The organism is Gordonia sp. LMA484 (genome assembly GCF_058129505.1).
The window spans coordinates 359,700-376,083 of the sequence record NZ_CM176700.1 but is presented as its reverse complement, the minus strand read 5'-3'; the positions used below and the strand labels follow the sequence as shown (position 1 = coordinate 376,083).

The 16,384-nt window shown below is 65.8% G+C and carries 15 protein-coding genes; 8 read left to right on the top strand and 7 right to left on the bottom strand.

Features of this window, described 5'->3' with window-relative positions; translation table 11 throughout:
* Nucleotide 1: 1 nt before the first annotated feature.
* Complete coding sequence (locus AC4AMJ_RS01670; RefSeq protein WP_489916880.1) at nt 2–1,645, bottom strand: acyl-CoA synthetase; 1,644 nt, start codon at nt 1,643–1,645, stop codon at nt 2–4.
* A 71-nt stretch (nt 1,646–1,716) separates the two neighbouring features.
* On the opposite strand from AC4AMJ_RS01670, the gene AC4AMJ_RS01665 reads away from it, so the two are divergent.
* Nucleotides 1,717–2,538: a crotonase/enoyl-CoA hydratase family protein gene (locus AC4AMJ_RS01665; RefSeq protein WP_489897312.1), complete on the top strand. Its 822-nt coding sequence runs from the start codon at nt 1,717–1,719 to the stop codon at nt 2,536–2,538.
* Between the two features lie 251 nt (nt 2,539–2,789).
* Here AC4AMJ_RS01665 and AC4AMJ_RS01660 read toward each other — a convergent pair whose 3' ends face one another.
* Nucleotides 2,790–4,217 carry a cytochrome P450 gene (locus AC4AMJ_RS01660; RefSeq protein ID WP_489916878.1) on the bottom strand — a complete coding sequence of 476 codons (1,428 nt, stop codon included), beginning with the start codon at nt 4,215–4,217 and terminating at the stop codon, nt 2,790–2,792.
* Nucleotides 4,218–4,326: 109 nt separating this feature from the next.
* On the opposite strand from AC4AMJ_RS01660, the gene AC4AMJ_RS01655 reads away from it, so the two are divergent.
* Both AC4AMJ_RS01655 and AC4AMJ_RS01650 read left to right on the top strand, forming a co-directional pair.
* On the top strand, nt 4,327–4,764 hold the full coding sequence (locus AC4AMJ_RS01655) for a PaaI family thioesterase (RefSeq protein WP_489897314.1): 438 nt from the start codon (nt 4,327–4,329) through the stop codon (nt 4,762–4,764).
* On the top strand, nt 4,736–5,344 hold the full coding sequence (locus tag AC4AMJ_RS01650) for a TetR/AcrR family transcriptional regulator (protein ID WP_489916876.1): 609 nt from the start codon (nt 4,736–4,738) through the stop codon (nt 5,342–5,344). Before AC4AMJ_RS01655 ends, AC4AMJ_RS01650 begins: the two co-directional genes overlap by 29 nt.
* Before the next feature lie 301 nt (nt 5,345–5,645).
* On the opposite strand, the gene AC4AMJ_RS01645 is transcribed toward AC4AMJ_RS01650, so the two are convergent.
* The gene (locus AC4AMJ_RS01645) at nt 5,646–6,989 is read right to left on the bottom strand and encodes an IS4 family transposase (protein ID WP_489916874.1); all 1,344 of its coding nucleotides are present in this window, start codon (nt 6,987–6,989) and stop codon (nt 5,646–5,648) included.
* Between the two features lie 215 nt (nt 6,990–7,204).
* Nucleotides 7,205–8,242, bottom strand: a complete 1,038-nt coding sequence (locus AC4AMJ_RS01640) for an LLM class F420-dependent oxidoreductase (RefSeq protein WP_489918352.1) — start codon at nt 8,240–8,242, stop codon at nt 7,205–7,207.
* 69 nt (nt 8,243–8,311) lie between these two features.
* On the opposite strand from AC4AMJ_RS01640, the gene AC4AMJ_RS01635 reads away from it, so the two are divergent.
* Genes AC4AMJ_RS01635 through AC4AMJ_RS01625 form a run of 3 tightly spaced genes read left to right on the top strand, consistent with a single transcriptional unit; the run spans nt 8,312 to nt 11,586 of the window.
* Nucleotides 8,312–9,346: a Zn-ribbon domain-containing OB-fold protein gene (locus tag AC4AMJ_RS01635; RefSeq protein ID WP_489897316.1), complete on the top strand. Its 1,035-nt coding sequence runs from the start codon at nt 8,312–8,314 to the stop codon at nt 9,344–9,346.
* Between the two features lie 27 nt (nt 9,347–9,373).
* Nucleotides 9,374–10,408: a thiolase domain-containing protein gene (locus tag AC4AMJ_RS01630; RefSeq protein ID WP_489916872.1), complete on the top strand. Its 1,035-nt coding sequence runs from the start codon at nt 9,374–9,376 to the stop codon at nt 10,406–10,408.
* Entirely contained in the window at nt 10,408–11,586 is a 1,179-nt protein-coding gene (locus AC4AMJ_RS01625; RefSeq protein ID WP_489897318.1) for a thiolase domain-containing protein, read from the top strand. The genes AC4AMJ_RS01630 and AC4AMJ_RS01625 overlap by 1 nt, the downstream gene beginning before the upstream one ends.
* Before the next feature lie 393 nt (nt 11,587–11,979).
* On the opposite strand, the gene AC4AMJ_RS01620 is transcribed toward AC4AMJ_RS01625, so the two are convergent.
* The 3 genes from AC4AMJ_RS01620 to AC4AMJ_RS01610 all read right to left on the bottom strand — a co-directional run bounded on the left by AC4AMJ_RS01620 (nt 11,980) and on the right by AC4AMJ_RS01610 (nt 14,400).
* Nucleotides 11,980–12,525, bottom strand: a complete 546-nt coding sequence (locus tag AC4AMJ_RS01620) for a carboxymuconolactone decarboxylase family protein (RefSeq protein WP_489897319.1) — start codon at nt 12,523–12,525, stop codon at nt 11,980–11,982.
* A gap of 124 nt (nt 12,526–12,649) precedes the next feature.
* Nucleotides 12,650–13,114 (bottom strand): nuclear transport factor 2 family protein, encoded by a 465-nt coding sequence (locus AC4AMJ_RS01615; protein ID WP_489897320.1) that lies wholly within the window; start codon nt 13,112–13,114, stop codon nt 12,650–12,652.
* Nucleotides 13,111–14,400, bottom strand: coding sequence for a cytochrome P450 (locus AC4AMJ_RS01610; protein WP_489916870.1), 1,290 nt, complete (start codon nt 14,398–14,400; stop codon nt 13,111–13,113). Before AC4AMJ_RS01610 ends, AC4AMJ_RS01615 begins: the two co-directional genes overlap by 4 nt.
* A gap of 337 nt (nt 14,401–14,737) precedes the next feature.
* Here AC4AMJ_RS01610 and AC4AMJ_RS01605 point away from each other — a divergent pair, with 337 nt between their 5' ends.
* Together AC4AMJ_RS01605 and AC4AMJ_RS01600 are read left to right on the top strand one after the other, a co-directional pair.
* On the top strand, nt 14,738–15,901 hold the full coding sequence (locus AC4AMJ_RS01605) for a steroid 3-ketoacyl-CoA thiolase (RefSeq protein WP_489916868.1): 1,164 nt from the start codon (nt 14,738–14,740) through the stop codon (nt 15,899–15,901).
* A gap of 1 nt (nt 15,902) precedes the next feature.
* Nucleotides 15,903–16,382 (top strand): nitroreductase family deazaflavin-dependent oxidoreductase, encoded by a 480-nt coding sequence (locus AC4AMJ_RS01600; RefSeq protein ID WP_489897323.1) that lies wholly within the window; start codon nt 15,903–15,905, stop codon nt 16,380–16,382.
* The last annotated feature ends 2 nt before the right edge of the window (nt 16,383–16,384 follow it).

Here is a 16,384-nt window from a genome sequence, read left to right as displayed (position 1 = left end):
ATCAGCTCTTCTCCGGCGCGGACAGCGCCTCGTCTGCGGGTCGTTCTGCGGTGATGGCGGCGCCCCACCGGTAGTCCGGTTTGCCGGCCGGGGATCGCTTGATCTCGTCGACGAACCACACACTGCGCGGGCACTTGTAGCCGGCGAGTTCCTTGCGGACCACATCGTTGAGGTCGGCGAGGGTGGTTCGCACCCCGTCGCGCGTGGCGATGACGGCGGCCACACGCTGGCCGAAGCGGTCGTCGGCGACCCCGACGACGACGGTGTCGAAGACGTCGGGGTGGGCCTTGAGCGCACCCTCGACCTCCTCGGGGAACACCTTCTCCCCGCCCGTGTTGATGGAGACCGATCCGCGACCCAGCATGGTGATGGTGCCGTCGGAGTCCACCTGCGCGAAGTCACCGGGCAGTGAGTAGCGAATCCCGTTGAACTCCTTGAAGGTTTTCGCCGACTTCTCCGGATCGTTGTGATAGCGCAGCGGGATGTGGCCGGTCCGGGCGAGCACACCGATCTCGCCGCTGCCCGGTTCGACCCGCGTGCCGTCCTCCCGGAGCACATGGGTTTCGCTGTCGGCGTTGACGCGTGGCCCGCCGGTGTGTGGTGAGTCCTTCGACGCGACACCGAGACCACCGAAGCCCGTCTCCGACGATCCGATCGCGTCGATGATCACCGCGTTCGGGAACCGGTCGATGAACTGTTCCTTGATACTCGGCGAGAACAGGCACGCCGACGATGCGATGGACAGCACGCTGGACAGGTCGTAGTCGTCCTTCTCCGACAGCGCCTCGATCATGGGGCGCCCCATGGCATCTCCGGTGATGAATACGACGTTGACGCCGTGACGCTCGATGATCTCCCACACCCGGGCGCCACTGAATTCGGGATACACCACGGCTTTGCCGCCGCCGAAGAGCGCCTGGAAGATGGCCCACTGGGACCCGCCGTGGATGAACGGCGGGATCGGGAACCGCACGAGCTGACCGCCGTCGGCCCCTTCCCGCGCGAGTTGCCATTCGTCGGCCACCGGGGTGCTTGTGTACCAGTCGATTCCGCCGCCAAGGACCCGCCAGACATCCTCCTGGCGCCAGACGACACCTTTCGGCTTCCCGGTGGTGCCGCCGGTGTAGAGCATGTACAGGTCGTCGTTGCTGCGCTCTTCGAAGTCGCGTTCGGTCGAAGACTCGGCGATGGCGTCCTCGAAGCGGATGGTGTCCTCGTACCCCGCGCACCCGAGCGAGACGTCGGAACCGTCCTCGATCGCGATCCGATGCTCGATCGAGGGCGCCTTCGGCAACGTGTTGCACACCCGCTCGCAATACTGCCGCTCATGGATGAGCACCTTCATCCCCGAGTCGGTGAAGATGTGCTCGAGCTCGGCCTCGACGTAGCGGTAGTTGACGTTGACCATCACCGCCCGGGCCTTGAAGATGGCGACCATCGACTCGACCGCCTCGAGCGTGTTCCTGCTGTACAGCCCCACGCGGTCGCCCGGTTGGACGCCGAGCGAACGTAACTTGTGCGCGAGCGCGTTCGAGCGCGCCTCGAGTTGGGCGTAGGTGCGGGACAGGTCTCCGGATTCCAGGGCGACCCGGTCCGGGACCAGGTCGACGGCATGCTCGATGAGATCGGCGATCGTATAGGCCATGGCTTCAAAATTAGAACGTGTTATCGTTTCGAGCAAGCAGCAATCACGCACCGAATTCGCGAGGGACGACGATGACCACAATTGCCGGCTCCGAGACCACCACCGACCGAGGACCCGATTGCCTCGTCGAGAAGCGCGGCCACGTTCTGATCGTGACCATGAACCGTCCCGAAGCGCGTAACGCACTGTCGGCCGAGATGATGCGGATCATGGTCGAGGCATGGGACCAGGTCGACGACGATCCTGATATTCGCGTGGCGATCCTGACCGGTGCCGGCGGCGCCTTCTGCGCGGGCATGGACCTCAAGGCGATGAACCAGAACTCGCCCGGTGACACCGCCGAGCAGGGCAGCTGGAATCCGGCCAGCCTGCCGGCGTTGCTCAAGGGCCGACGACTCACCAAGCCGTTGATCGCGGCCGTCGAAGGCCCGGCGATTGCCGGTGGCACCGAGATCCTGCAAGGCACCGACATCCGCGTGGCCGGCGAGACCGCCAAATTCGGTGTCGCCGAGGCACGCTGGGGACTGTTCCCACTGGGCGGCAGCGCCGTCCGGCTCCCGCGCCAGATCCCGTACACGATCGCCGCCGATCTCCTGCTCACCGGCCGGCACATCACGGCGGCCGAGGCGAAGGAGTACGGCCTGATCGGCTACGTGGTGCCCGACGGCTCAGCGCTCGACAAAGCGCTCGAGATCGCCGAGACCATCGCCGCCAACGGACCGCTCGCGGTGCAGGCGATCCTCAAGACCATGCGCGACACCGAGGGCATGCACGAACTCGACGCCTTCGAGATCGAATCCAAGCTCGGCATCGCGGTGTTCAAGAGCAAGGACGCCAAGGTCGGGCCAAAGGCTTTCGCCAACAAGGAGAAGCCGGTCTTCACGGGCGAGTGATCCCATTCCGCTGGTCGAGCAGACCGAAGCGCTAGCCGAGGACAACTCCGCCGCTGGTCGAGTAGACCGAGGCGCCACCCGACGACAACTCCCCCGCTGGTCGAGCAGACCCAGCCACCAGCCGACGACGACTCCCCCGCTGGTCGAGTAGACCGAGGCGCTAGCCGAGGACGTATCGAGACCCGCCCCGATCCAGTAGCCCCAGCCACCAGCCGACGACAACTCCGCCGCTGGTCGAGTAGACCGAGGCGCTAGCCGAGGACGTATCGAGACCCGGTGACCGCCCGCCGCGGCTCCAACGACAGCTCGAAGTCCCGTGGCACCATCGTCAGACGCTCGTCGATGGCCAACTCGTAGTCGGGGTCGCCGGCCAAGTCGTAGCGGTGCAGCAGGCAGGCGAGCACGAGCACCGCCTCATGCAGCGCGAACTGACGTCCGATGCACGCCCGCAGCCCGGCGCCGAAGGGCTTGTAACTGTGCGCGGGCCGCCGTTTGACGTTGGCGGGCAGGAACCGGTCCGGGTCGTAAACGTCGGGGTTCTCCCACACCGCCGGGTCCCGATGCACCTGACCGAGCACGATGACCGCCCAATCCTCGGGCCTCATGCGGTAGCGATCGGCGAGCATCGTCTCCTCGCGCGGGCTTCGTGCGAAGGCCGGTACCGTCGGCCAGATCCGCAGCGCTTCGTCGAGGCAGCGCCGGATGTATCGGAACTTGGGTACCTGTTCGAAGGTCGGGGTCGCGACAGGATCAGCGCCCAGGATGTCGTCGGCCTCGCGTTGCGCTGCGGCGAGGCAGTCCGGATTGCGAGACAGATAGTAGAGCGCGAAAGACAATGCACCCGATGAGGTCTCATGTCCCGCCACGAGGAACGTCAGGATCTGGTAGCGAATGTTCAACGGCGATAATCTCTCCCCTGATTCCGGATGGGAGACGTTGAGCATGATGCCGAGAAGGTCGTGCTGGTCGTCGGACTCGGCGCGGTCGGCGATCAGCTCGTCCAGCAGGCTGTCGACGTAGGCCTGCTGATCGGCGTTGCGGCGGTCGAGGTATCGGCCGAGCAGTCCCCCACCGGGCGCGGTCAGCAGCGCTCCTTTGCGTCGTCCCGTTTCCAGCGCGCGGATCATCGCACCCACGAACGGATGTGGCTCCGCGGTGGTGAACGAACCGAAGTCGCGACTGAAGGCGGCGCGGGTGAGTGTCTCGAGTGTCAGCTTGGTCATCGAGCGCGTGACGTCGACCGGCCCGTCCTGCCTGTCCCAGTATTCGAACAGCTCACTTGCGGTCGCCAGCATGATCGGGTGATACGACTGCATCGCGGACTTCGTGAACGCCGGAATCAGGAGTTCATGCGCAAGTTGCCAATTCGGCTCGTCGTTGTACGCGGTGAAGAGGCCGTCGCCGGCGTACTGCCGCAGCGCGGTGATCGCCGGCGGCAAACCTTTGCAGAACCTGGTCTCGTCACACAGCTCGGCGGCGAGCTCCGCACTCGAGACGAATACGAACTTCTGCCGGAAGATCTGCATCTCGTAGATCGGCCCGAGGTCCGCGCCCCATACGAGCAGATCGAGCAGCGGGTGCCGCGGATCTGACACCCCGAGATCCCCGACGATTGGCTTGCGCCGGCCGGCGTGCGGAAAGGACTGCCCCGACCAGTCGTTCTTCAGTTTCCTGACCACGATTTCGACCTTGCGCCCGCCCGCAGCCGATGTCAATCCATCTGCGGGTGGAGATCCGCCTCGACCGGCAACCTTGACACCGAGAATATTAGAGAGGATTCTCTAATAAATGATGGACCTCGACCTCGCGCGCAAAGTGCTCGACGCGCAGCCGTTCAGTCGACTGATCGGCGCCCGCCTGACTCATGTCGACGACGACGGCGTGACACTGGCCGTGGATGTTCGCGACGACCTGCGTCAGCAGTACGGATACATCCACGGTGGTGTCTTGAGCTACCTCGCTGACAATGCCCTGACCTACGCTGCTGCACTCGGCCTCGGGACGGACATCGTCACCAGCGGCTTCTCGATCGAATACCTCGCTCCCGCACGCGACGGCAGCGAGTTGGTGGCGCGCGCGACTCTCGTCCATGCGGGGCGGACCAAAGCCGTTGCGCGCTGTGACATCAGCATGGTGGGCAGCGACGGGACACAGCGCGTGGTAGCAGCCGCGCAGGGCACGAGCATGGTCCGGGGCCATGGGTCGAACAGCGCGATTCAGCACTGACGAAATCCTCGACGCGGCACTCGCGATCGTCGTCGAATCAGGACCGACCGCGGCCACCGCGACGGCCATCGCACAACGGATCGGCGCGCCGTCGGGTTCGGTCTATCACCGTTTCGCCAGCCGCGACGAACTCATGGCGCGACTGTGGCTGCGCGCCATAGTGAGCTACCAGGAAGGCCTTGTCGCTGCGCTGCGCACAGACGATGTCGTCGAGGCCGCCATGTCAGCAGTCCTGCACTGCTTCGACTGGACCGCCGCACATCCGGGAGAGTCGGCTCTGCTCGTGCAATACGACAAACAGGATCTGACACGATCCTGGCCGGATACACTCGCCGCCGAACTCACGAGGCACAACCGATCCACCCGCGACGCCGTGCGCGCCTACGCCCGGCGACGATTCGGCTCCGACGGCCCCGAGGTGATGGACCGACTCACCTTCGCCGTGGTCGACCTGCCGTACGCCGCCGTGCGGCGACACCTTCCCGACCGCGGAAGACCGGCAGAGTGGCTGCGCGACTTCACTCTTCACGCTGCCACTCAGTTACTCGACGAAGTGCACAGCCTGCCCACAGGCCCGTGAGGAGCTTGCGAGGAACGAGCATGCCCACCCGGCCCCCGAGGAGCTTGCGAGGAACCAGCACGCCCACCCGGCCCCCGAGGAGCTTGCGAGGAACCAGCACGGCCACCCTGCCCCTGAGGAGCCTCGCGAGGAACGAGCACGCCCACCCGCCCCCTGTTGAGGAGCCTCGCGAGGAACGAGCACGCCCACCCGGCCCCTGAGGAGCCTCGCGAGGAACGAGCGAAGCGTCACGAAGGGCCGACCCTTCGTGACGGTCCTCCGCTAGCGCCAATGCCGCGTAGTTAGTGTTCGGGGTGTGTTGTCAACCGTCGGGTGCAGATTGTTCGATGGTGAGGTTGTAGGTGGTCTGGTAGTTGGTGCGGTCGATGGTTCCTTTCGCGCGGTGTTTGGAGATGGCACGTTTGGTGACGCGGGGGCATCGGCGGTTGCGGCGGGGGCCGAGTAGGTGGGCAAGGACGGCGGCGCCGATGGCGCCGATGAGGTCGACGGTGCTGGTGGTTGTGGCGATGATGTTGCGGGCCTTGATGATTTCGTCGCGTGCGGTGTTGAGGGCGACGGTGAAACTGCCGCGGTCGGGTTGGGTGTCGGTACTGATCGTTGCCTCGGCGATGGCCAGGCGTAGTGCTTGGTACACCACGAGCAGGGCATAGACCTCTTGGGTGATCCCGGACGGGGTCCGGGCGCGTAGCACCCGTCCGCCCAGGATGCTCGATTTCAGTTCCAGGTAGGTGATTTCGATCTCCCATCGCTGGTGATACAGCTCGACGAGGTCGGCCGCGGGGTAGCTGCGGTAGTCGGTCAGCGATGTCAGGAGCCGGTAGTGTCCGGTGCCCACGATTGTGTGGCCGTCGGCGGTGGTGGTGTTGACGGTGATGACGGCGTCGATGATGCGGACCGTGACACCGCCGATGATGGTGTGCCAGCTGCCGTCGGGGTAGCTGCCATACCGGGGCGATTTGCGGGTGCGCTGGCCGCGGATGAGGAAATCGGCGCCGGTGTCGTGGATGGCGGTCATCAGGTCCGCGGCATCAAATCCGCGGTCGTAGAGGATGAGCATCCCGGGCCTGATTGATCGTAATAGTTGTGTTGCGTAGTCAATTTCGCCGATGGTGTCGGGTCCGAACACCGCATCACACAGTGTGCGGGTACCGCAGGTAACTAGCGCCACCAGCCGCACGATCGGGTAGGTCGAGCCACCGTGGGTGCCTTTGACGTGTCGGTAGCGGCCACCATTGGCCGGGCTGTCGGGGATCACCATCGTCGTGCCGTCGATCGCACACACGTGCAGTCCGCGCCAGCGGGCGGCGCCGCCGGTGTCGCCGGCGAGTAACTCGAACAACGCGCGCAATGGTGCCGGGCCGATCCGGCGGCGGGCCTGGGCCAACGCCGAGCTGCCCGGGCAGGCCGCTGCGGGTACTGAGGACGTCAACCGAGCCCACACCTGCTGATAGCCCAGCTCGGCGAATAGTCCCGCCGCGAGCAGCAGATACACCACGACTCGGGAGGGCAGCACCCGAACCCGACGCTGGGTGGTGCGGGTTTCGGCCAGTGCCGCATCGGCCATCTCAGGGGGAATGATCTGGGTCAACTCGCCGAGCTGACCTGCAGCAAACGGGTCGACACCGGTCACAACGGTGGTCGGCATGACAGACTGATCAGGCAACGGAACTCCTGGTTGATGGATGGTCTTGGCGGACGATCCAATCGATACCGTGAGTTCCGTTGTTTATAATTCCGACACGCCGATACCGCGTGTCACTTCTGCATCAGAAGTCACATCCTTAACTGCGCGGCATTGCCGCTAGCGCTCCGGACCTCCTCAGGGATCGAGCTGAGCGAGCTTGCGAGCGTCACGAAGGGTCATACCAGCGTGGCCAACTGACGGATGGTGCCCTCGTCACGCGCCGTCACCATCAGCATGCTCACGCCGGCCGCCTCCCACTGTTTGATCTGTGCGCGCACCTCATCCGGGGTCCCGGCAATCATCGTCTCGCGGACCATCTCGTCGGGCACCGCCGCCATGGCCTCGGCCTTGCGGCCTTCCCGGAACAGCGCCCCGATCTCGTCGACCGCATCGCCATAGCCCATCCGGCGGTATAGCTCGGCGTGAAAGTTCTTCTCCTTGGCGCCCATTCCGCCCACGTACAGCGCAGTCGACGGCCGGTAGCGTTCGACGGCCGATGCCACGTCGTCGGTGATCACCACCTGGACGGTGGCCGCGACCTCGAACTCACCGCGGATGCGTCGGGCACCCGGCCGGGCGAAACCCTCCGCCAGCCATTCCTCGTACTGATCGGCCAGACGCAAACTGTAGAAGATCGCCAGCCATCCGTCGGCGATCTCGCCGGTCTGCGCGACATTCTTCGGCCCCTCGGCGCCGAGCCAGATCGGGATGTCGGCCCGCAACGGATGAGTGATCGGCTTGAGCGGCTTGCCCAATCCGGTCGATCCGGGCGCGTCGGTGGGGTACGGCAGCGGATAGTGCGGGCCGGAATTGGACACCACGCCCTCACGAGCGAGGACATCGCGCACCACCCGGACGTACTCGCGGGTCCGCGCCAACGGCTTGCCGAACGGCTGCCCGTACCACCCTTCTACGACCTGTGGCCCGGACACCCCGAGCCCGATGATGTGGCGGCCGCCCGATAGATGATCGAGCGTCAGCGCAGCCATCGCCAGGGAGGTCGGTGGCCGCGCGGACAACTGCGCCACCGCGGTGCCAAGCCGGATACGCTCGGTCGCCGCACCCCACCAGGCCAGCGGGGTGTAGACATCCGAACCCCATGACTCCGCGGTGAACACAGCGTCGAAGCCGGATTCCTCGGCGGCCGCGATGAGTTCCGGCGCATTGTCGATGGGTCCGGCGCCCCAGTATCCGAGTTGTAGTCCGAGCTTCACCTGTTCGTCCTCCACGGCTCCGTGACGTGCACCTTGTGCCCCAATACTAGAACGTGTTCTACTCGATGGGTGAGCACCAGCACAACTGCACCCCGCCCTGCCCCGGCCAGCCCGGTCGCCGAGGTTCCCGAGCCGCAGTCGGAGATCCTGTCGGCGCCGCTGAAGAACTCGTTCGACTACACACGGTCCCTCGGCCCCGTGCTGAGCCAATTCGCTCTCGCCCTGCGCGACGGCCGCATCATCGGCTCGCGCAGCAGCGACGGCTCGGTGTCGGTACCGCCGCGCGAGTTCGATCAGGTCGGCGGCGCCAAGACCACCGAGTTGGTCGATGTGGCCACGGTGGGCACGGTCGTCAGTTGGTCGTGGCAACCGGATCCGTTGACCCCCCAACCCCTCGACAAGCCGTTCGCGTGGGCGCTCATCAAGCTCGACGGGGCCGATACCGCACTCCTGCATGCCGTTGCCGTCGACTCACCAGCCGACATCTCGACCGGGCTGCGGGTGCACGCCGTCTGGAAAGCCGCCCGCATCGGCCGCATCGACGACATCGCCCACTTCGCGCCCGGAGACACCGCCGACGCCGCTCCGGCGAACGAAGCAGACAATCCCGAGGGCGACCTGGTGGTCATCCCCACCCCGATCACCACCGAGATCATCCATTCGGCCACCGAGGAGGAGTCCTGGTACCTCAAGGGACTCAAGGCCGGCAAACTCTACGGCTCTCGGATCGGATCGGGTGTCGACGCCGGTCGCGTCTACTTCCCACCCAAGGCGGTCAGCCCGTCAGACGGTTCGGCATCGGTCGAGCGAGTCGAGTTGGCGCACACCGGGATCGTCACGACCTTCTGCATCGTGAACGTCCCGTTCCAGGGACAGCGGATCAAGCCGCCGTATGTGGCGGCCTACGTGTTGCTCGACGGCACCGACATCCCGTTCCTGCACCTCATCCTGGATTGCGAGGCCGCCGATGTCCGGATGGGCATGCGGGTCAAGGCCGTGTGGCAACCCGAGGACGAATGGGAGTACTCGATCGGCAACATCAGCCACTTCGCCCCGACGGGTGAACCGGACGCCGACTACGAGTCCTACCGCGACCACCTCTGACCCGTCTTCCATCTTCAAGGAGTACCTGTGACCCTCCCCCGGATCGCGATCATCGGGTTCGCACACAGCCCGAACGTCGTCGGGACACACGGCACCACCAATGGTGTCGAGATGTTGATCCCATGCTTCAACAAGCTCTACGCCGACCTCGGCATCGCCCGCACCGACATCGAGTTCTGGTGCAGCGGATCATCTGATTACCTTGCCGGACGGGCATTCTCGTTCATCTCGGCGATCGACTCGATCGGGGCCATGCCGCCCATCCACGAGTCGCACGTCGAGATGGACGGCGCGTGGGCCCTGTACGAGGCGTGGGTCAAGATCGCCACCGGCGAAGTCGACCTGGCCCTGGCCTACGGCTTCGGCAAGTCCACCTCGGGCAACATGGATCAGACCCTGGCCCTTCAGCTCGACCCGTACACCGTCGGGCCGCTGTGGCCGGACGCGCGATCGCTCGGCGCCCTGCAGGCCCGGGCCGGCATCGACTCCGGCGCCTGGACCGAGGCGGACATGGCGGCAGTCGCCGCCCGCACCACCGGATCGTCGGTGGACGATCTGCTCGCCGCGGACTACATGGCGAATCCGCTGCGCGCCCATGACATCGCGCCGTATACCGACGCCGCGGCGGCGGTGATCATCGCGAGTGAACGCAAGGCCCGCGAACTGGTCGCCAACCCGGCCTTCGTGACCGGATGGGATCATCGCATCGACACACCGAACTTCGGGGCCCGCGACCTCACGGAGTCGCCGTCGACGAAGCTGGCCGGCGACACCGCATTCGGTGATCGCAGCCGCGCCGTCGACGTGGCGGAGATCAACGCGTCGTTCACCCACCAGGAACTCATCGTGCGCAACGCACTCGGACTGCCGGAGTCGGTGCGAGTCAACCCGTCCGGCGGCTCGCTGGCCGGCAACTCACTGTTCACCGCGGGCCTGCAGCGCGTCGGTTACGCGGCGCACGAGATCCTCAGGGGCAACGCGGGCACCGCGCTGGCGCATGCGTCGAGCGGTCCGCTGCTGCAGCAGAACATGGTGGTCACTCTGGCAGGAGACGAGAACTGATGGCACACAACAACCGCGCAGCTGTCATCGGCACCGGGCAGACCAAGTACGTCGCCAAACGCCACGACGTCACGATGGCCGGCATGTGCCGTGAGGCCATCGACGCCGCGCTGGCCGACGCCCGCGTGTCACTCGACGACGTGGATGCGATCGTGATCGGCAAGGCGCCGGACCTCTTCGAGGGTTCGATGATGCCGGAACTCGCGATGGCCGAGGCGCTCGGCGCGGTCGGCAAACGAATGATCCGGGTGCACACGGCGGGTTCCGTCGGTGGTTCGACAGCAAACGTGGCCGCGTCGCTGGTGTTCGCCGGTGTGCACAAACGTGTGCTGGCGGTCGCCTGGGAGAAGCAGTCGGAGTCGAATGCCATGTGGGCACTGTCGATCCCGGTTCCGTTCACCAAGCCGGTGGGCGCCGGGGCCGGCGGATTCTTCGCCCCCCACGTACGCGCCTACATCCGGCAGTCCGGCGCACCCGAGCACATCGGTGCGATGGTCGCGGCCAAGGATCGGCGCAACGGCTCGCTCAACCCGCTCGCTCACCTGCAGCAGTCCGACCTCACCGTCGAGAAGGTGATGGCCAGCCAGATGCTGTGGGACCCCATCCGTTACGACGAGACGTGTCCCTCCTCCGATGGCGCGTGCGCCGTGGTGATCGGCGACGAGCAGGTCGCCGACGACGCCATCGCGGGCGGCAATCCGGTCGCCTGGATTCACGCCACCGCGATGCGCACAGAACCGCTGTCGTTCGCACACCGCAACGTGGTGAGCCCGCAGGCCAGCCGAGATGCCGCCGCCGCGCTGTGGAAGGCCGGCGGCATCGACAATCCCGTCGAGGAGATCGACGTCGCCGAAGTGTACGTGCCGTTCTCCTGGTTCGAACCGATGTGGTTGGAGAGCCTCGGATTCGCGCCTGAGGGCGAAGGGTGGAAACTCACCGAGGCCGGCGAGACCGAGATCGGTGGGCGCATCCCGCTCAACGCCTCGGGCGGCGTGCTGTCGTCGAACCCGATCGGCGCGTCCGGCATGATCCGCTTCGCCGAGGCCGCCATCCAGGTGATGGGCAAGGCGGGCGACCATCAGGTCGCCGACGCCCGCAAGGCGCTCGGACACGCCTACGGCGGTGGCTCGCAATACTTCTCGATGTGGCTGGTGGGGGCCGACAAGCCCATTCACTAGCCCGAAAGGTCACCTCCCAGCGCACCCAGCACGGCTGCCGCCCGAAACGTCACCGCCCAGCGCACCCAGCACGGCTGCCGCCCGAAACGTCACCTCCCAGCGCGCCCAGCACGGCTGCCGCCCGAAACGTCACCTCCCAGCGCGCCCAACACGGCTGCCGCCCGAAAGGTCACCTCCCAGCGCGCCCAGCACGGCTGCCGCCCGAAAGGTCACCTCCCAGCGCGCCCAGCACGGGTGCCGAGAGAACCCATTTTTGCGTCGAGAGAACCCGCCCTCCGGCTCCCAACGGATGCCGTCGGCGCAAACGAGGGTTCTCTCGGCGCAAAAATGGGTTCTCTCGGCAGGAACGGAGTCCGGTACTAACCGAGTCCGACACGACAGCGCCCCGAACCCCTACTCGACCTCCGGCAGCGCGCACGCCGCGCCATCCGACATCCCCGTCGGGCGCACGCCGAGGGCCTGATTCAGCCGTGCCCGCTGGTTCTCCCAGGCGATGGTCGCGGCGAGTTCGGCGATCTGGGTACGCGACAGATGCGCCGAGAGCTGGGTACGCAGTTCGGTGAGGTCGTCGCCGACAGCGGGTGTGCGGGTCATCGCCTCGGCGTAGCCGATGACGAGCTTCTCCAGCGCGCTGTAGGCGCCGCTGTCGCGAAACCGGGGTAGGTCGCGTAGCTGCTCTTCGGTGATTCCGCTGCCGCGAGCGAGCGCCGAGCCGATGTCGAGACAGAATTCGCAGCTCACCATTCCGGCGGTCTTGAGTTCGGCGAGTTCTTTGAGACTCGGATCGAGTCGGTTGCTGAACAGGAGTGCGGTTTCGTAGATCCCGGTCGCACCGGCCAGCTGCGGCCGGCGCAGGAGCCATCGGTACAAGTCGGTGCGGTGCCGCTTCGACGCGCGAAGCGCCCTGCCATAGTTGCCGATTCTTCCGACAGCGCGCATCGCTCCACCTTTGCAGCCGAGTGCGGTACGGGGCGGTGACGACATCCACCCCGCCTCTCGTCATTCACCTTGGTACGCGACGAAGGTGTCTGACAAGAGGCGGGGTGGATTCGTGATCTGCTCCTCAGGCGCGACGAACCGAGTTGATGGTCTTCTCGACCTCCCAGAATGCCCGCAGCGCAAGGAGTTTGCCATCATCGTCGGCCCGGTAGGTGAACACACCGTGCGCCTCGGAGACGTGCCCCGCTATGTGCGTGACGATCTTGCCGACATAGGCGACCTCGTTACCGCAGATGATCTCGTCGTCGAAGACGAACTCGATGCTCTCCGTCGTCGCGATCGACTTGTCCCAGAACTCGGCGATCTGTCCGTGCCCGCGGAAGCCCTTGCCCTCGGGATCGAACATGGACGGCCCGACCGGATCCTCCACCGACCCCTCGGCGGCGAAGTTGTCCACCCACGCCTGCTTGTCGCGCGATGCGACCAGCTCACGAGATCGACGGCCGGCCACGACCGCGGGATGATTCTCGCGATCGATGTTCAGATAGGCCGGGGTGTCATGACCCGGTCCGGCCTGCTGGGTTGTCATTTCGTCCCGTAGTCGACCTGCAGCTCCTTCACGCCGTTGATCCATCCGTGACGGAGACGACGGGGGGCCTCGAGCCGACTGATGTCGGGGACCAGGTCGGCCAGCGCGTTGAACATCAGGTTGATCTCCATCCGGGCCAGGTTCGCGCCGACACAGAAATGAGCGCCGTTGCCGCCGAATCCGACGTGCGGGTTGGGGTCCCTGAGGATATTGAAGTCGAACGGGTCGTCGAAGACGTCCTCGTCGTAGTTCGCCGAGCCGTAGAACAGGCCGACGCGCTCGCCTTCCTTCACGTCGACGCCACCGATCTGGGTGTCGCGCTTGGCGGTTCGCTGGAAGCAGTTGACGGGCGTGGCCCACCGGACGATCTCGTCGACGGCGGTGGCCGGTCGCTCCTTCTTGAACAGCTCCCACTGATCGGGGTGTTCCAGGAACGCGTTCATGCCGTGGCTGATCGCGTTGCGGGTGGTCTCGTTGCCGGCGACGGTCAGCAGGATGAAGAAGAAGCCGAACTCGGTCTCGTCGAGACTCTGTCCGTCGATGTCGGCATTCACCAGAGTGGAGACGATGTCATCGACCGGCGACTTCCGACGTTCCTCGGCCATCGTGTAGCCGTAGCCGAGGATCTCCGCGGAGGCCAGCTGCGGGTCCTCGGTGAAGTCGGGATCGTCGTAGTTCATCATCGAGTTCGACCAGTCGAACAGCTTCTCGCGGTCGACTTCGGGAACGCCCAACAGATCGGCGATGGCCAACAGCGGGAGGTCGACGGCCACGTCGTGGACGAAGTCACCGGTTCCCTTCTCCGCGGCCTTGCCGACGATGGTGCGTGCCGCGTTGTCGAGCTTGTCCTCCAGCGCCTGCACGGCACGCGGGGTGAACGCCTTGGACACCAGCTTGCGCAGACGGGTGTGGTCCGGCGGGTCGTGGTTGATCAGCAACGCCTTGGTGACGTCGAGCTGTTCCTGCGTCATCTCGTCTTCGAAACGCATGATGACGCCGTTGGGCGCGGTCGCCCAGTCGTCGTTGTTCTTGGAGATCTCCCGGATGTGGGCGTGCTTCGAGACGACCCAATAGCCTCCGTCGTGGAAGCCACCCCCCTTGCCCGGCAATTGGGCATTCCACCAGACCGGAGCCGTTTTGCGGAGTTGCGCGAACTCCTTGACCGGGATGCCCTTCTCGAGCAGGGCCGGGCTGGTGAAGTCCCAGCCCTCCTCCTCCATGAACGGACATCCTGCCTCAGCGCCCCCCGTGTCGGCGCCGGTCGTCGCACCCTGAGCCTGGGTCACGTCACACCACCTCGCTGTGAGATTAGAACCTGTTTCAATCTCATTGAAGCACATTGTGGCGCCGATAACAGTCCCCAACGAGAACTTGTTCTAGTTTTGGCGGCGCCAGAACGCTGCGAAGTGCAGAAATAGTATCAATATTCATTGCGAAATCGATGCGCGGCCGCCGGTCGGGGGCACCACCGATGTCCGATCCGGCCCACCACCACCCATGCGGCGTTTGTGAGAACCTGTTCGATCCCCAACCCCCGTCGGCGATGAACCCCGCCGTAGACTGGAACAGGAACTTGTTCTAATTTGATGATGTCGACGTAGACCAACAGACGAGGAGACAGGCATGGGTGTGCCCGTGATCGTGGAGGCAGCTCGGACGCCGATCGGCAAGCGAGCCGGATGGCTCTCGGGCCTGCACGCCGAGGAACTCCTGGGAGCGGCCCAGCGCGGACTCCTCGACAAGGCGGGTGTCGACCCGGGGATCGTCGAGCAGGTGATCGGCGGCTGCGTCACGCAGGCCGGCGCCCAGGCGGGCAACATCACCCGCAAGGCCTGGCTGGCTGCGGGGCTCCCCGACACCGCCGGCGCCACCACCATCGACTGCCAGTGCGGCTCAGCGCAACAGGCCAACCACCTCATCGCCGGCCTCATCGCGACCGACGCCATCGATGTGGGTGTCGCGTGTGGCATCGAGATGATGTCGACGGTTCCCCTCGGCGCCAACGTCGGCACGAATGCCGGTCCGTACCACGCAGACTCGTGGGACATCGACATGCCGAACCAGTTCGAGGCAGCCGAGCGCATCGCCAAGCGACGCGGCATCGGCCGCGCCGACGTCGACTGGCTGGGCGAACGCAGTCAGCGATTGGCGAAGCAGGCGTGGGACGAGCGACGGTTCGACCGCGAGGTCCTCACGCTGAAGGCCCCTGAACGCACCAAAGACGGCGAGCTCACCGGCAACATTCTCGATGTCGTCCGCGATCAGGGTCTGCGGGACACGACGCTCGAGTCCCTCGCTGCGCTCAAGCCGGTCATCGACGGCGGTATTCACACCGCGGGGACGTCGTCACAGATCTCCGACGGCGCCGCCGCCGTGCTCATCATGGATGAGTCGAAGGCACGCGCGCTCGGACTCACGCCCCGCGCGCGCATCAAGGCCCAGGCGCTCGTCGGTGCCGAGCCCTACTACCATCTCGACGGCCCCGTGCAGGCGACCGAACGTGTGCTGGAGAAGTCCGGAATGGCCCTCTCGGACATCGACCTGGTCGAGATCAACGAGGCCTTCGCATCGGTGGTGCTCAGCTGGGCACAGGTACACCACGCAGACATGGATCGGGTGAACGTCAACGGCGGCGCCATCGCACTCGGTCATCCGGTGGGCAGCACCGGATCCCGGTTGATCACCACAGCGCTGCACGAGCTGGAACGCACCGACAAGCAGACCGCGTTGGTCACGATGTGCGCAGGCGGCGCACTCTCGACGGGCACGATCATCGAGCGCATCTGAGATGGATGCGGATGCACGGCCCGACCAGTTGGACTCACCCGTGGTCGCCAAGGCGATCAAGCTCGGTTCGCGCCTGAACACAAAGCTGTACAAGGCAACCGGCGGACGGCTGGGCAACACCTGGCGGATCGGCGCGGCCATGCGCAAGCCGGCGCCGGTCTGTCTGCTCACCACGATCGGACGCAAGACCGGCGAACCCCGTACCGCTCCGCTGATCTACCTGCGGCGCGGCGACGCGTTCATCGTGGTCGCGTCGCAGGGTGGTCTCGCCAAGAATCCCGCCTGGTACCTCAACCTGCAGGCCACCCCCGAGGTCACCATTCAGGTGGGCCGCGACAAGTTCGAGCTGGTGGCACGCACGGCATCCGAGACCGAACGTGACGAACTGTGGCCCGATCTGGTCGACCTCTATGCCGATTTCGACACTTACGCGGCCTGGACGGAGCGGACGATTCCGGTGGTGATCTGCGAGCCGCGCTGACG

Excerpts from the sequence above, each read along its gene's own strand:
- AC4AMJ_RS01670 (WP_489916880.1), bottom strand. The coding sequence starts at position 1,645 with ATGGCCTATACGATCGCCGATCTCATCGAGCATGCCGTCGACCTGGTC.
- AC4AMJ_RS01665 (WP_489897312.1), top strand. The coding sequence starts at position 1,717 with ATGACCACAATTGCCGGCTCCGAGACCACCACCGACCGAGGACCCGAT.
- AC4AMJ_RS01655 (WP_489897314.1), top strand. The coding sequence starts at position 4,327 with ATGATGGACCTCGACCTCGCGCGCAAAGTGCTCGACGCGCAGCCGTTC.
- AC4AMJ_RS01650 (WP_489916876.1), top strand. The coding sequence starts at position 4,736 with ATGGGTCGAACAGCGCGATTCAGCACTGACGAAATCCTCGACGCGGCA.
- AC4AMJ_RS01645 (WP_489916874.1), bottom strand. The coding sequence starts at position 6,989 with ATGCCGACCACCGTTGTGACCGGTGTCGACCCGTTTGCTGCAGGTCAG.
- AC4AMJ_RS01625 (WP_489897318.1), top strand. The coding sequence starts at position 10,408 with ATGGCACACAACAACCGCGCAGCTGTCATCGGCACCGGGCAGACCAAG.
- AC4AMJ_RS01620 (WP_489897319.1), bottom strand. The coding sequence starts at position 12,525 with ATGCGCGCTGTCGGAAGAATCGGCAACTATGGCAGGGCGCTTCGCGCG.
- AC4AMJ_RS01615 (WP_489897320.1), bottom strand. The coding sequence starts at position 13,114 with ATGACAACCCAGCAGGCCGGACCGGGTCATGACACCCCGGCCTATCTG.
- AC4AMJ_RS01605 (WP_489916868.1), top strand. The coding sequence starts at position 14,738 with ATGGGTGTGCCCGTGATCGTGGAGGCAGCTCGGACGCCGATCGGCAAG.
- AC4AMJ_RS01600 (WP_489897323.1), top strand. The coding sequence starts at position 15,903 with ATGGATGCGGATGCACGGCCCGACCAGTTGGACTCACCCGTGGTCGCC.